Annotated in this window: 15 protein-coding genes; 7 read left to right on the top strand and 8 right to left on the bottom strand. The window is 53.5% G+C overall.

Annotated features, from left to right (window positions below):
• Window positions 1-5: 5 nt before the first annotated feature.
• The 6 genes from QWY83_RS00200 to QWY83_RS00175 all read right to left on the bottom strand — a co-directional run bounded on the left by QWY83_RS00200 (window position 6) and on the right by QWY83_RS00175 (window position 6,443).
• A complete protein-coding gene (locus tag QWY83_RS00200; protein WP_249946595.1) occupies window positions 6-806 on the bottom strand; it encodes a ParA family protein in 801 nt (266 codons plus the stop codon).
• The gene (gene rsmG / locus QWY83_RS00195) at window positions 799-1,404 is read right to left on the bottom strand and encodes a 16S rRNA (guanine(527)-N(7))-methyltransferase RsmG (protein WP_249946594.1); all 606 of its coding nucleotides are present in this window, start codon (window positions 1,402-1,404) and stop codon (window positions 799-801) included. Before rsmG ends, QWY83_RS00200 begins: the two co-directional genes overlap by 8 nt.
• Window positions 1,401-3,278 carry a tRNA uridine-5-carboxymethylaminomethyl(34) synthesis enzyme MnmG gene (gene mnmG / locus QWY83_RS00190; RefSeq protein WP_249946593.1) on the bottom strand — a complete coding sequence of 626 codons (1,878 nt, stop codon included), beginning with the start codon at window positions 3,276-3,278 and terminating at the stop codon, window positions 1,401-1,403. The genes rsmG and mnmG overlap by 4 nt, the downstream gene beginning before the upstream one ends.
• Before the next feature lie 2 nt (window positions 3,279-3,280).
• Complete coding sequence (gene mnmE, locus QWY83_RS00185; RefSeq protein WP_249946592.1) at window positions 3,281-4,561, bottom strand: tRNA uridine-5-carboxymethylaminomethyl(34) synthesis GTPase MnmE; 1,281 nt, start codon at window positions 4,559-4,561, stop codon at window positions 3,281-3,283.
• A 22-nt stretch (window positions 4,562-4,583) separates the two neighbouring features.
• Window positions 4,584-5,855 (bottom strand): transcription termination factor Rho, encoded by a 1,272-nt coding sequence (rho, locus tag QWY83_RS00180; RefSeq protein ID WP_067552437.1) that lies wholly within the window; start codon window positions 5,853-5,855, stop codon window positions 4,584-4,586.
• Window positions 5,856-5,966: 111 nt separating this feature from the next.
• Complete coding sequence (locus QWY83_RS00175) at window positions 5,967-6,443, bottom strand: CopD family protein (protein WP_249946591.1); 477 nt, start codon at window positions 6,441-6,443, stop codon at window positions 5,967-5,969.
• 398 nt (window positions 6,444-6,841) lie between these two features.
• Between QWY83_RS00175 and QWY83_RS00170 the strand changes: the two genes are divergently transcribed.
• From QWY83_RS00170 to dnaQ, 4 genes are read left to right on the top strand one after another with little or no spacing between them, the layout of a single operon-like run.
• Window positions 6,842-7,441 (top strand): Maf family protein, encoded by a 600-nt coding sequence (locus tag QWY83_RS00170; protein WP_249946590.1) that lies wholly within the window; start codon window positions 6,842-6,844, stop codon window positions 7,439-7,441.
• Window positions 7,438-8,268: a shikimate dehydrogenase gene (locus QWY83_RS00165; protein WP_249946589.1), complete on the top strand. Its 831-nt coding sequence runs from the start codon at window positions 7,438-7,440 to the stop codon at window positions 8,266-8,268. The genes QWY83_RS00170 and QWY83_RS00165 overlap by 4 nt, the downstream gene beginning before the upstream one ends.
• Window positions 8,265-8,858 (top strand): dephospho-CoA kinase, encoded by a 594-nt coding sequence (coaE, locus tag QWY83_RS00160; protein WP_249946588.1) that lies wholly within the window; start codon window positions 8,265-8,267, stop codon window positions 8,856-8,858. The genes QWY83_RS00165 and coaE overlap by 4 nt, the downstream gene beginning before the upstream one ends.
• Window positions 8,851-9,588, top strand: coding sequence for a DNA polymerase III subunit epsilon (gene dnaQ / locus QWY83_RS00155; protein WP_249946587.1), 738 nt, complete (start codon window positions 8,851-8,853; stop codon window positions 9,586-9,588). Before coaE ends, dnaQ begins: the two co-directional genes overlap by 8 nt.
• Here the strand turns inward: dnaQ and secB are convergent.
• Window positions 9,581-10,078 carry a protein-export chaperone SecB gene (secB, locus tag QWY83_RS00150; RefSeq protein WP_249946586.1) on the bottom strand — a complete coding sequence of 166 codons (498 nt, stop codon included), beginning with the start codon at window positions 10,076-10,078 and terminating at the stop codon, window positions 9,581-9,583. The two genes, dnaQ and secB, sit on opposite strands and share 8 nt — an antisense overlap.
• Window positions 10,079-10,152: 74 nt before the next feature.
• Window positions 10,153-10,626 carry an FxsA family protein gene (locus QWY83_RS00145; RefSeq protein WP_249943054.1) on the bottom strand — a complete coding sequence of 158 codons (474 nt, stop codon included), beginning with the start codon at window positions 10,624-10,626 and terminating at the stop codon, window positions 10,153-10,155.
• Window positions 10,627-10,731: 105 nt separating this feature from the next.
• On the opposite strand from QWY83_RS00145, the gene QWY83_RS00140 reads away from it, so the two are divergent.
• Genes QWY83_RS00140 through QWY83_RS00130 form a run of 3 tightly spaced genes read left to right on the top strand, consistent with a single transcriptional unit; the run spans window position 10,732 to window position 13,012 of the window.
• Window positions 10,732-11,388: a Tim44/TimA family putative adaptor protein gene (locus QWY83_RS00140; protein ID WP_249946585.1), complete on the top strand. Its 657-nt coding sequence runs from the start codon at window positions 10,732-10,734 to the stop codon at window positions 11,386-11,388.
• Window positions 11,385-12,419 (top strand): murein transglycosylase A, encoded by a 1,035-nt coding sequence (mltA, locus tag QWY83_RS00135; RefSeq protein ID WP_494337415.1) that lies wholly within the window; start codon window positions 11,385-11,387, stop codon window positions 12,417-12,419. The genes QWY83_RS00140 and mltA overlap by 4 nt, the downstream gene beginning before the upstream one ends.
• Window positions 12,419-13,012 carry a Smr/MutS family protein gene (locus tag QWY83_RS00130; RefSeq protein ID WP_249946583.1) on the top strand — a complete coding sequence of 198 codons (594 nt, stop codon included), beginning with the start codon at window positions 12,419-12,421 and terminating at the stop codon, window positions 13,010-13,012. Before mltA ends, QWY83_RS00130 begins: the two co-directional genes overlap by 1 nt.
• The last annotated feature ends 2 nt before the right edge of the window (window positions 13,013-13,014 follow it).

The following is a 13,014-nucleotide window of genomic DNA, read 5'->3' as shown; positions in this document are numbered from 1 at the left end:
TCTCCCTATGTCTTTTCTCGTTCAATTAGTTCTTCGGCCAATTCGCGATAAGCCTGACTGCCACGTGACTGCGGATCATATTCCAAAATGGTCATCGCGAAAGACGGCGCTTCGCTCAATCGAACGTTACGCGGAATGACCGTTTTAAAGACCAAATCACGTAGGTTTTCGCGCGCGTCATCTTCAACCTGTTGAGATAAGTTATTCCGACGATCATACATCGTCAAAACAACACCTTCGATGGCGAGATCGGGATTCGCCGTTAGACGCACCTCGCGGATGGTCAACATCAGCTGTGACAGACCTTCGAGCGCATAAAACTCGCTCTGCAGCGGCACGATAACCGAATCCGCAGCAACCATCGCATTGATCGTCAGAAGGTTCAGAGACGGAGGGCAGTCGATGATGATATAATCGAGGGCAAAGGCATCAATTGCAGGCTGGCGCAGCGCGTCATGGAGCAGGAAGCTCCGCTTTTCATTGGAAATAAGCTCAATATCAGCCGAGCTAAGGTCCGTCGTCGCGGGAATGACCAATAGATTCTCGACAGTCGTCTTATGAATCGCATCAAAAAGTGATTCCTCACCGACGAGCAAATCGTAGGTCGTCACATTCCGCTCATCTGGCTCGATACCCAAGCCAGTCGAGGCGTTCCCCTGCGGGTCGAGGTCAACAAGCAGAACATTTCGGCCCAATTCGGCAAGGGCTGCTGCCAGATTGATCGAGGTGGTTGTCTTACCAACTCCGCCTTTTTGGTTCGCCACCGCAATAATTTTTGGCTGAGTTGTCCGGCTCAAATCAGACACGGCAAAATCCTTTGATTGAAATCACGCAAGCATCGCCATTGGTGATACTTGGCACCTTATTGTAATCAAAGGCCCAAGTTTGCTTTGCCTCAATTATTTCGTCGTCTGCAGTTTTCCCCTTTTGGAATACAGCAACACCGGTTGGAGCCAGATGTCGCTCCGCAAAGCCGAGTAGAATGGTTAACGACGCCAAGGCGCGCGCTGAAATCACATCAGCATTCTGGGAAGGCGCTAATTCGATGCGGTCATCTAGGACAGTAGCATTCAAACCAAGTTCACGGATCGCTGTGCGCAGGAACGTCGCCTTGCGTTGATCGCTCTCAATCAGAGTAAAGCGTGCCTCCGGCTTCTTCTCGACGGCGATAGACGCAAGGATAATGGCCGGAAAACCACCGCCACTTCCGATATCAACCCAGTGGCTCCATTCGACTGGCGCGGACGCCCAAACCTGCGCGGAATCTACGATATGGCGATCCCAGATATGCTCGGCGTCATTACGAGCGATCAAGTTGATCTTTTTCGTCCATTTGCGAACGAGATCTTCAAACGCCCCTAACCTCTCCAATGTTTCACGTGAAACATCTACACCTGCGATCATGCCGACTTCGCCTTTTCGTGTTTCCTGATCCGCGCGAGCAGCAAAACAAGTGCTGCGGGCGTCATCCCCTCAATACGCGAGGCCTGTCCAATGGTCGTTGGCCGAACACGGTTTAACTTCAATGCCAGTTCATTCGATAGCCCCGACACACCCGTATATTCAAACCCTTCTGGAATCTGTACTTCTTCGTCTCGGCGCAGGCTTTCGATATCCTTTGCCTGACGGGAAATGTAGTGAGCATAAAGCGCGTCGCGTTTGATTTGCTGACGAACCTCAGTAGTGATCTCAGACGCTTCCGGTACCAGAGCGAGCAATTCGGCATCTTCAAATTCGGCGAGCGACAGCGCATCTAGAGCAGTTCTTCCAGGACCATCTGGGTTCAATTTAACACCAGTATCCGAGATCTGACGCGCACTCAAAGCGACACCCGAGAGAACGTCTCGTGCATTTGAAATCGCTGACATTTTTTCGCTGAATGTCTCCCAACGATCATCACCGACACAACCTACGTCCCGACCAAATTCGGTCAAACGCTGATCCGCGTTGTCTGCACGTAACGAAAGGCGGAACTCCGCTCGCGACGTAAACATGCGATAAGGTTCGGACACACCGCGGGTGATCAAATCATCGATCATCACACCAATGTAGCTGCTCGTACGGCTGAACGTGATTGCATCGCCGCTTTGGGCAGTCCGCGCAGCATTCAGACCAGCGACGAGCCCCTGCGCCGCCGCCTCCTCATATCCAGTCGTACCATTGATTTGGCCTGCCAAGAATAGCCCTGCGACATCTCGAAGCTCCAACGTCGGCTTCAGCGCTCGAGGGTCAACGTAGTCATACTCAATCGCGTACCCAGGCTGGAGGATCGTAACATTCTCCAAACCCTTCATTGATCGAACATAAGCTTCCTGCACATCGACGGGGAGCGATGTCGAAATGCCATTCGGGTAAATCGTCGGATCATCGACACCTTCTGGTTCAAGGAAAACCTGATGCGAGGATTTGTCAGCAAAACGCACGACTTTATCTTCAATCGACGGGCAATACCGAGGCCCAATCCCCTCAATGTGTCCACCATACATCGCGGAACGAGAGAGGTTATCGCGGATAATTTCGTGTGTTTTTTCGTTTGTATGGGTGATTCCGCAAGAAATTTGAGGCGCAGTGACGGACTTGGATAGGAACGAAAAGAGCGATGGCTCATCATCACCTGGCTGGCTTTCAAGGTCTGTCCAGTCAATCGTTCGACCATCTAGTCGCGGAGGCGTGCCAGTTTTCAATCGACCGAGCGGCAATCCAAAACCATCAAGGCGTTCCGCCAACTTGATCGAAGGCTTATCACCCATTCGACCACCCGATTTTCGGACATCTCCAATATGAATAACGCCGCGCAGGAATGTCCCAGTCGTCAGAACCACAGCGCGTGCTTTAATTTCTGATCCATCGTCCAAGATCACGCCAGCAACGCGAGCTCCGTCCATAATTAGATCGGTCGCTTCACCCTCAACAACCGAGAGATTTGGCTGAATCTGGACCAAATGCTGCATTGCGGCCTTATAACGAGCTCTGTCCGCCTGCGCCCGAGGTCCTTGAACAGCCGGCCCCTTTTTGCGGTTCAGCAGACGAAACTGAATGCCGGCAATGTCCGCCGCAACGCCCATGACGCCATCGAGCGCGTCAACTTCGCGGACGAGGTGCCCTTTACCAAGGCCACCAATCGCGGGGTTGCACGACATCACACCAATGGAATCAAAGCTCAACGTGACTAGTGCAGTTTTCGCACCCATGCGGGCCGAGGCATGTGCTGCATCGGTTCCAGCATGACCACCACCGATCACAACAACATCAAAGTCCAAATGTTTCACGTGAAACACTCCTATTTTCCGATGCAAAAGCTGGAAAAGATGACGTCCAGCAAATCTTCAACATCCACACGGCCTGTGAGCGATTCTGTCGCCCGGGCTGCTGTTCGAATCTCTTCTGCGATAAGATCGGTCATTCCCGTTTCGCTGTCCACGAGCGCAATCGCAGTATCCAACGCCTCACACCCACGCAGGAGCGCAATTCGATGACGTTCCCGCATTGCAACGCCAACACGAGCAGTCTTGGCAACCAGTCGCTCTTCAATCAGAGCAACGAGACGATCAATACCCGCGCCCGTCTTGCCTGAGACACCGATTTCAGAGCCATTAAACTGATCCTGCTTAGCCCGGACAATCAGCGTATCGTTATCAAAATGCTGTGAGATATCTTCACCGATATCCAACATGTAGATAACAAGATCAGCAGCTTCAGCACGTTTCCGCGCCAACTCGATCCCCAGACCTTCGACGACATCGTCGGTCTCACGCAGGCCAGCCGTATCCAGAACGGTGACTGGAAGACCGCCCAAATCCATACGGACCTCGATCACATCGCGTGTCGTTCCAGCGATTTCCGAAGTAATCGCCGCCTCGCGCCCAGCCAGACGGTTCAGGAGTGTCGACTTTCCAACGTTCGGTGATCCAACAATCGCGACTTCAAATCCATCGCGAATACGTTCCGCGATCCGAACACCTTCAGCCTCGGTTTGCATTTCTGTTTGAACGCCGCGCAACAACTCGGTCACTTCAGGCATCACATCGACGGGTACGTCTTCATCGACGAAATCAATCGTTGCCTCAACCAACGCTGCCGCGCGAACTAGACGCTCTCGCCAAGCGATGACCTTATCACCCAAAGCTCCCTGAAACACACGAAGTGCTTGTTTTCGTTGTGCTTCTGTTTCTGCGTCGATCAAATCAGCGAGGCCTTCAACCTGCGCGAGGTCAAGACGCCCGTTTTCAAGTGCACGCCGTGTGAATTCACCCGCTTCAGCGAGCCGAAGACCATCGAAACCAGACAACTCGGACAAAACCGCAGCGATAATTGCAGGTGAACCGTGTAGTTGGAGCTCAACAACCTCTTCGCCTGTAAAACTCCGGCCCTTATCGAAAGTCAGAACCAAGGCTTCGTCGATCAGATCGCCCTGCCCGTCCACGATCCGACGCAAGCCGCGACCCCGAGGCAGATCACGACACAACCGCCGTCCAGCTTCGAACGCGAGACCGCCCGAAATCCGGATGACAGCAACACCTGCTTTGCCCGACGCCGTGGCCAGGGCATAGATCGTGTCCATAACCAAATCCTCCTTGTGGGGATTAGCTATTCATTGAATCGAAGAAGTCAGCGTTCGATTTGGTTTGTTTCAGCTTACCGATCAGGAATTCAATCGCATCGGTCGTGCCCATCGGGTTGAGGATACGACGCAGAACATAAGTTTTCTGCAGATCGACCTTATCCACGAGCAGATCTTCCTTACGGGTACCAGACTTGAGGATATCCATCGCTGGGAAGACGCGCTTATCAGCAACCTTACGATCCAGAACGATCTCAGAGTTACCCGTACCTTTGAATTCTTCAAAGATAACCTCGTCCATACGCGAGCCTGTATCGATCAGCGCGGTCGCGATGATGGTCAACGAACCACCCTCTTCGATGTTACGAGCCGCACCGAAGAAGCGTTTCGGGCGTTGCAGTGCGTTTGCGTCCACACCACCCGTCAGAACCTTACCCGACGACGGAACGGTCGTGTTGAACGCACGGCCAAGACGCGTGATCGAGTCTAGCAGGATCACAACGTCACGTTTGTGTTCCACGAGGCGTTTCGCCTTCTCAATGACCATCTCGGACACAGCAACGTGACGGGATGCGGGTTCGTCGAAAGTTGACGACACCACCTCGCCGCGCACAGAGCGCTGCATATCGGTAACTTCTTCGGGGCGTTCATCGATCAGCAGTACGATAAGATAGCACTCAGGGTGGTTCTTTTCGATGCTGTGGGCGATATTTTGCAGCAATACCGTCTTACCAGTACGCGGTGGAGCCACGATTAGCGAACGCTGACCTTTACCAATCGGCGCAACGAGGTCGATGATACGGGCCGAACGATCCTTAACGGTCGGATCTTCGATCTCCATTTTCAGGCGTTCATCGGGATAAAGCGGGGTCAGGTTGTCGAATGCAACTTTGTGACGCGCCTTTTCAGGGTCTTCAAAGTTGATCTTTTCAACGCTGGTTAGCGCAAAATAGCGTTCGTTGTCGTTCGGCTCCTTGATCACGCCCTCAACGGTATCGCCTGTACGTAGCGAAAACTGGCGGATCATGTCAGGAGAGACGTAAATATCGTCAGGACCGGGCAGATAGTTTGCCTCTGGCGAACGCAAGAACCCGAAACCGTCCTGCAAAACTTCCAACACGCCATCGCCACCGATGATCCAGCCCTCATCTGCGCGTTCACGCAGGATCGAGAACATCATATCGCCCTTGCGCATGGTCGATGCATTTTCGATTTCCAGCTCTTCAGCAACAGAAAGCAGGTCTTTGGGGCTTTTCGCCTTGAGATCGGCAAGGTTCAGGCGGTCTTGCGACATGACAAACCCTTTCGCGGCCATCCGGCCGGCATATTGGTAAATTTTACAGACAGAGTCCCCTTCGGACGAAAGGGCCCTTCTATTACGCGCAGGACCGCGTTGGAGTCAAATTTAGAATTTAAAGATGACCGAAAAGACGATGATCAACATCAAAACGGTCGGAACCTCGTTCATCAAACGATACTGGCGCCCTGTCAGTGTGTTTTTTCCATTCATGAAGTCCTTGCGACGATAGCCAAGCCAGTGATGGAACCATGTCATAGCAATGATCGATGCACCTTTGGTGTAAGGCCAAACCATGTTCCACCCCACAACTCCGGGCGTGAAAACTAACATTAGACCAAAAATCCATGTGGCGATCATTGCAGGGTTCATAATCGCTCTCAGCAAAAGCCGCTCCTGATGCTGGAATAGCTTGTCCATATCGCTATCTGCTTCGACGCCCTGCTTTTTCAGGCCCTCAACGTGATAGACATACAAACGTGGAAGATAGAACAACCCAGCCATCCACGACATGACCGAAACGATGTGCAGGCTCTTTGTCCAAAAATAGGACGCGCTTAGAGCGTCTTGAATCCAATCGATCATTCTTTGCCTCTCTTAGGTCTTCTTACTTAAATAAATAAAGAAAGAAGAAAGGATTTTGATTGTTGTACTGTGGATAACACAGCTATTCGCAATTTTCCCCAAGTTTATCCAGATACTCACAGGCATCCACAAGGTTGAATTCATCTGTGGATATAAAAATTAACCATGTTTAATAAGAGTTTAACGCATCATGCGCCAAATTGACTCTTGGAGCTGACGGAGTCCTTTGTCGATTCTTGCTCTGCGTTTCACATGGCAAAGTTATCCTATCCCCATCTTGGTGAACTGTGCTGGAATCGGGAATGAATGACAGGCTATTTGCCCCCAGCGCCGTCAAGCCCTAAGAACTCCCCAAAGAACACCCAAACTCTCATCGGTTTATCCGCGGTTTTATCCACATGGCTGACCCTATCATCCTCGCATCCAGCTCTGAAATTCGGGCAACCCTGCTGCGCAACGCAGGGGTTCCTTTCACAACGGAAAAGCCCCGTGTCGACGAAGAGATGATCCGCGCCTCGTTAGAAGCAGAAGAAGCATCGCCTCGCGATATTGCAGATTTCCTTGCCGAAGCTAAAGCCCGAAAGGTGAGCCTAAAGGCCAACGGGGCATTGGTGATTGGCTGTGATCAGGTCTTGGATTTAGATGGCTCGGTGATGTCAAAACCTGCAGATCCGTCCGAGTGCCTTGACCAACTAACCACCCTACGCGGCAAAACGCACCGTCTGCTTTCCGCTGCGGTCATCTATAAAGATGGTGAACCCCTTTGGCGGCACGTCGGTGTGGTGCGTTTAACGATGCGTGAGTTTTCTGACGACTTTCTGCGCGATTACGTTGATCGCAATTGGGAGTCCGTCCGCTGGTCAGTCGGTGGATATAAGTTAGAAGAAGAAGGCGTGCGATTGATGTCGCGCATTGAAGGTGATTATTTCAACGTGCTCGGTCTCCCGATGATCGAGCTCCTAAACTATTTGACCGTCCGAGGAGCACTACCCGCATGAGCGACGTTAAGATCCCCCTAGCTGGTGTTATCGGCTGCCCTATTTCGCACTCGCGGTCTCCAATCCTGCATGGGTATTGGCTAAAAAAATACGGTATCGCGGGTCATTATGTTCCGATGCACGTCGAAGCTGCCGATTTCGAAGTTGCTGTTCGCAATATGCACAAGCTCGGATTTGTTGGCTGCAACGTAACGATCCCGCATAAGATCCGCGCGATCGAGATTGCTGATGTTGTGACTGATCGTGCGTCAATGATCGGCGCCGCAAACACGCTGACCTTCCGTGATGGTAAGATCTACGCCGACAATACAGATGGATACGGTTTCACGGCTTCCATCTGGCAAGGTGCCCCAGATTGGCAACCTGATGCAGGTCCTGCGCTTGTTTTAGGTGCCGGTGGAGCTGCTCGCGCTGTGATCACTGCGCTTTTGGACAGTGGCGTTCCTGAAATCCTACTCGCGAACCGCACGCGGACGAATGCCGAAGCGTTGAAAAACGATTTCGGGGCAAAGATTAAAGTCATCGAGTGGGTGCAGGTTGCTGCGACCCTTGGTTCGGCGTCGACCGTGGTGAATACGACGTCGCTGGGCATGACGGGCGGCCCAGAGTTCAAAGTGAACCTTGATGGGCTGAAGCCAAAAACAATTGTCGCGGACATTGTTTACACTCCCCTGCGGACCACGCTCCTCAATGAGGCCGAAAAGGCTGGCTGTCATACCGTCGATGGCCTCGGAATGTTGCTTCATCAGGCGGTTCCAGGATTTGAACGCTGGTTCGGTCATCGTCCTGACGTGGACGACGAAACGCGACGTGTGATTTTGGCATGACGTGGAAGCTTGGCCTGACCGGATCAATCGGGATGGGCAAATCCACGACGGCCGCCATGTTCCGCGACGAAGGCGTGCCCGTTTGGGACGCAGACGCCACGGTTCATAAGCTCTACGCGAAAGGTAGTGCAGCTGTTCTGCCGATTGAACAAGAGTTCCCAGATGCCATCGTGGATGGGGCTGTTGATCGCGATCAACTCAAGCAGATCATCGCGAATGATGTGGGGGTATTGCCGAAACTTGAAGCCATTGTTCATCCGCTCGTTGCGGCGGACAGAGCAGAGTTTTTAGATACTAATAAGGCTGAACTCGTCGTTTTTGACATCCCGCTTTTGTTCGAAACAGGTGCTGATACGTGGCTCGACTCCGTGTTGGTCGTGACCTGCCCGTCAGAGGTTCAGGCCAAACGCGTTTTGGATCGTGGAACGATGTCGCCTGAACAGTTCCAGATGATCCTATCGCGGCAAATGCCCGACGCCGAAAAACGCGCACGCGCAGATCACGTCATTGAGACGCTGACGCTGGACGCGACCCGTGCCGCCGTGCGAAACCTGATTGCAGAGTTGAAAACAAGGCAGTCCCATGCGTGAGATCGTTCTCGATACAGAGACCACAGGATTTGAACCCCACAGTGGGGATCGCATTGTTGAAATCGGGTGTCTCGAACTGTTGAACCACATGCCAACAGGCAAAACGTTTCATGTTTACATCAATCCCGAACGGTCCATGCCTATGGACGCGTTCAAGATCCACGGCATCGGTCCTGACCTTCTTGAACCGCCGCAAGAGGCGCAGCCGGGGCAGGTTAAGCTGCGTGACAAACCCTTGTTTGCCGAGATCGGCCAGAAGTTCCTCGACTTCATTCAGGACTCAAAACTGGTCATTCATAACGCCGGCTTTGACATGAAATTCTTGAACGCAGAGCTGGGCTGGATGGGCTTGCCGTTGATCCCGAACGATCAGGCTTTGGATACGCTAGCGATTGCTCGCAAGAAATTCCCAGGCTCACCCGCCTCGCTTGATGCGCTGTGCCGTCGGTTTGGCATCGACAACTCGAACCGCACGCTCCACGGCGCGTTGCTCGACTCTGAAATTTTGGCGGATGTGTATCTCGAACTGATCGGGGGCCGTCAGCCTGACTTTGCTTTGGCAACGTCATCGCAATCGTCGAGCAGAACAAATGTTGCGGAAGTGGACGACTGGCGGCCAAAACCGCGGTCTACGCCCCTGCCCTCGCGGATCACCGAAGAGGAAGCCGCCGCCCACGCCGAATTTATCGGTAAGATGGGCGACGGCGCGCTTTGGAAAAAGCTTAGTTAGGCTGTGCAGACGCTTCGGCCTGCTGAGCCTGAACGCGGCGTGCAATTTCACCACGGTAGATCGCAACGAAATCGATCGTGTCGAGGTTCACTGGCGGGAAACCACCGTCACGGGTGACGTCAGATACGATGCGGCGAATAAATGGGAAGGTCAGACGCGGGCATTCGATCATCAGGTAGGGGTGCATTTGGTCTTCTGGCACGCCTTCGATGTGGAACACACCAGAATATTCCAGCTCGAGAAGGAACAGCGGCTCTTTGTCGGCTTTGGTGTTCGACGAAACGGTGAGTTTCGTGATGACTTCGTACTGGTTGTCTGCACGTTTACGAGCATCAAGGCTAACCTTCACACCCATTTCTGGCTGTGGATCACCCTTTACGCCCTTCTGAGCGAGGATGTTTTCGAACGACATGTCACGCACGAATTGTGCGATGATGCGGTTCTTGATTTGCGGCTGCTGCGCCGCTTCGGGGGTCTGGGTCTCGGCCATCGGGCAACTCCACATTTAAAAGGTCGGGGATTGTCTATCAGGCCTTTCCAAGACCCTCAATGCTCATGGGCTGGTTAATGACGTGTCCATCCCGATGGATGGGTCGGATGTTTGTCTGGATCAACAGGTTCAAAGTCGCCGTCGATCACATCGTCATACCGTTGCTGTTGGCGCGGCGGCTCACCGAATTGGAACTTCTGAACGTTCACCTTGGTTCGCAGATACTGAAAAACGCGGCTCCGCACCTGCGGAATGAGCAGTAAGAACCCAACGGTGTCTGTGAAAAATCCAGGTGTCAGCAGCAGCGCCCCCGCGAACAGGATCATTGCACCACTGGCTAAGGACTCTGACGGGTCGCTCAGGCTGCTAAAGCTCTGTCGTAGTTTACCTAGTTCCTTTGCGCCCTCGCTCCGCACCAAATTCGCACCGATGACGGCGGTCGTCAGCACGATGAGAAGCGTCCAAGCAAGCCCGATTGCCCCGCCAACAGAGATGAAAAGCGCGATCTCGATCATCGGAACAGCAACAAAAGGTATCAAAAGCCACATCATAAGTCCTTTCTGACCCGTGGTGGACTTGACCGGGCCTCTGCCATACATAAGTCGGGTGGGTAGCGTTTTGAATGCCCACCCAATGAACAAGAGGTTTTTCTTATGAACGGAGTCCTAATTCAGCTGCTGGTCCTAGCTGGCGTTGCTGTTTTCCTGATCCTACGCTTGCGCAGCGTTCTTGGGACCCGTGAGGGATTTGAAAAACCTGCCGTCACACGAAACGAGGCGCCTGATCGTCGTCCCAGTTTCGAGGTGATTGAGGGCGGCCCAGACCGTGACATCGTGGATAACGTTCCCGAAGCCAGCCCCGCTGCCGATGCTTTGGCTGCGATGAAGCGTGTTGACCCAGACTTCACCGTTTCCGAGTTCCTGCAGGGTGCACGTGGCGCGTATGAAATGATCCTTATGGCCTTTGAAAAAGGCGATGTGGCATCGATCCGCCCGTTCATCTCTGAAGATATCTACGACGCCTTCTCTGACGTGATCGCATCGCGTGAAGCAGAAGGTCTGACCGTCGAAGCGACATTTATCGGAATTTCCGAAATTGCAGTGCAAGACGTTGAGTTCAACGACGACACCAAAGAGGCCGAAGTCGGAATCCGCTTTACGGGCGAATACACCTATACGGTTCGCGACAAAGCGGGTGATATCGTTGAAGGGGGGCCAAACAGCACCAAACGTCAGCGCGATGTCTGGACATTTGCACGCGCTATGGGCAGCAACGATCCGAACTGGGTCCTTGTGTCTACAGGTGAATGATGCGGCGGGTCGGGCGCGCGATAGCGTTCTGTCTGACCCTATTTTCGGGGGCGGCTATGGCCGAAACGACCTACACGCTTCTTAATTTCTCAGACTTGAACGGTTGGGCAGAGGATGATCATTCCGCTGCCTTTACTGCATTCAAAGAAACCTGCGACCTGATGAGTGATCCCGAATGGACGACGCTCTGTAATCTGTCCAACGACGTGTCCGATGCCCGAGGATTTTTCGAGCTGTTCTTTAAGCCCGTTATGGTCACCGATGGCGAACCTATGCTGTTCACGGGGTATTTTGAGCCTGAACTGCGTGGCAGCCTTCAGCGAACGGCGACCTTTCGTTACCCGATTTACCGCCTACCCCGCGCCCTGCCCCCAACTGGTCCGTGGTTAACCCGCCAAGAGATCGAAGAGAACGGCGCTCTAGCGTCCCAAGGGCTTGAGATTGCGTGGCTCGCTGATCCCGTTGATCGGTTCTTTCTGCAGGTTCAGGGGTCAGGTCGTATTCGCCTCCAAGACGGTTCTGTTATCCGTGTGGGATATGCAGGGAACAATCGCCGTCCCTATTCGTCGATCGGTCAGGAACTGATCCGACGTGGCATCTATAGCGAACATCAGGTCAGCGCGACGGTCATTCGGAATTGGGTCCGCAATAACCCAGACGAAGGCCGCGCTCTCCTTTGGACCAACGAAAGCTACGTGTTCTTCCGCAACGTGACCGAGGTTCCCGCTGAAAAAGGACCTCTTGGCGCGATGAACAGGTCCATTTCGGCCATGCGCTCTATCGCTGTTGATCCAGCCTACACGACGCTTGGCGCACCTGTTTGGATCGAACGTCACGGCGCAAACTCGATGAACCGTCTGATGATTGCCCAAGACACTGGCTCTGCGATCAAGGGTGCACAGCGGGCTGATATCTTTATCGGCACGGGCGTTGAGGCTGGTCTGGAAGCGGGCGAAATAAAGGATACGGGTCGCATGATCATGCTTTTGCCGATCCAGATGGCCTATGCATTGGTCCCTGAGGTCATCTGATGGCCCGCCGTCGCCGTCAGCTAACCGCTGAGGAAAAAGCTCTTTGGGATCAGGTGGCTAGCACTGCAACGCGTTTAGCATCTGAGGCCCCGACAGTTGCGCCCGATGAACCTGTTCGGGCTCCGTCCCATCATCCTGTTCCAGCACCCGCGCCGATCCCTCGGTTTCGAGTTGGGGCAAAGGTGGATATAAAACCCAAACACAACATCGCTGCCCCGATCCACGAGGCGCTAGCCGCTGCGCCTGTTTCGATGGACCACAAAACCCACCGCAAGATGACCAAGGGCAAACTTTCCCCAGATTCGCGGATCGACTTGCACGGCATGACCTTGCATGAGGCGCATGGCGAGCTGACCCATTTCATCCTGTCATCGCATGAAAAAGGGCATCGACTGGTCTTGGTCATCACGGGGAAAGGCAAGGATCGTGACGAAGGCGGTCCGATCCCGACGCGCATGGGCGTTCTGCGGCATCAAGTACCACAGTGGCTCCGTCTGCCGCCGTTGGGGCGGTTGGTTCTGCAGACTACGCCCGCCCACCTCAAACACGGCGGGCATGGCGCGTATTACGTTTACCTGCGACGTACGCGCTAAGG

The sequence above is a fragment of the Marivivens donghaensis genome, assembly GCF_030410045.1.
GTDB lineage: Bacteria > Pseudomonadota > Alphaproteobacteria > Rhodobacterales > Rhodobacteraceae > Marivivens > Marivivens donghaensis.
The sequence above is the reverse complement of the archived record's forward strand: the minus strand, read 5'-3'. Positions and strand labels throughout refer to the sequence as shown.

Bases quoted from the DNA above. Each gene is read 5' to 3' on its own strand.
- rsmG (WP_249946594.1), bottom strand. From the start codon at position 1,404: ATGATCGCAGGTGTAGATGTTTCACGTGAAACATTGGAGAGGTTAGGG.
- mnmE (WP_249946592.1), bottom strand. From the start codon at position 4,561: ATGGACACGATCTATGCCCTGGCCACGGCGTCGGGCAAAGCAGGTGTT.
- rho (WP_067552437.1), bottom strand. From the start codon at position 5,855: ATGTCGCAAGACCGCCTGAACCTTGCCGATCTCAAGGCGAAAAGCCCC.
- QWY83_RS00175 (WP_249946591.1), bottom strand. From the start codon at position 6,443: ATGATCGATTGGATTCAAGACGCTCTAAGCGCGTCCTATTTTTGGACA.
- QWY83_RS00170 (WP_249946590.1), top strand. From the start codon at position 6,842: ATGGCTGACCCTATCATCCTCGCATCCAGCTCTGAAATTCGGGCAACC.
- QWY83_RS00165 (WP_249946589.1), top strand. From the start codon at position 7,438: ATGAGCGACGTTAAGATCCCCCTAGCTGGTGTTATCGGCTGCCCTATT.
- coaE (WP_249946588.1), top strand. From the start codon at position 8,265: ATGACGTGGAAGCTTGGCCTGACCGGATCAATCGGGATGGGCAAATCC.
- dnaQ (WP_249946587.1), top strand. From the start codon at position 8,851: ATGCGTGAGATCGTTCTCGATACAGAGACCACAGGATTTGAACCCCAC.
- secB (WP_249946586.1), bottom strand. From the start codon at position 10,078: ATGGCCGAGACCCAGACCCCCGAAGCGGCGCAGCAGCCGCAAATCAAG.
- QWY83_RS00145 (WP_249943054.1), bottom strand. From the start codon at position 10,626: ATGTGGCTTTTGATACCTTTTGTTGCTGTTCCGATGATCGAGATCGCG.
- QWY83_RS00140 (WP_249946585.1), top strand. From the start codon at position 10,732: ATGAACGGAGTCCTAATTCAGCTGCTGGTCCTAGCTGGCGTTGCTGTT.
- mltA (WP_494337415.1), top strand. From the start codon at position 11,385: ATGATGCGGCGGGTCGGGCGCGCGATAGCGTTCTGTCTGACCCTATTT.
- QWY83_RS00130 (WP_249946583.1), top strand. From the start codon at position 12,419: ATGGCCCGCCGTCGCCGTCAGCTAACCGCTGAGGAAAAAGCTCTTTGG.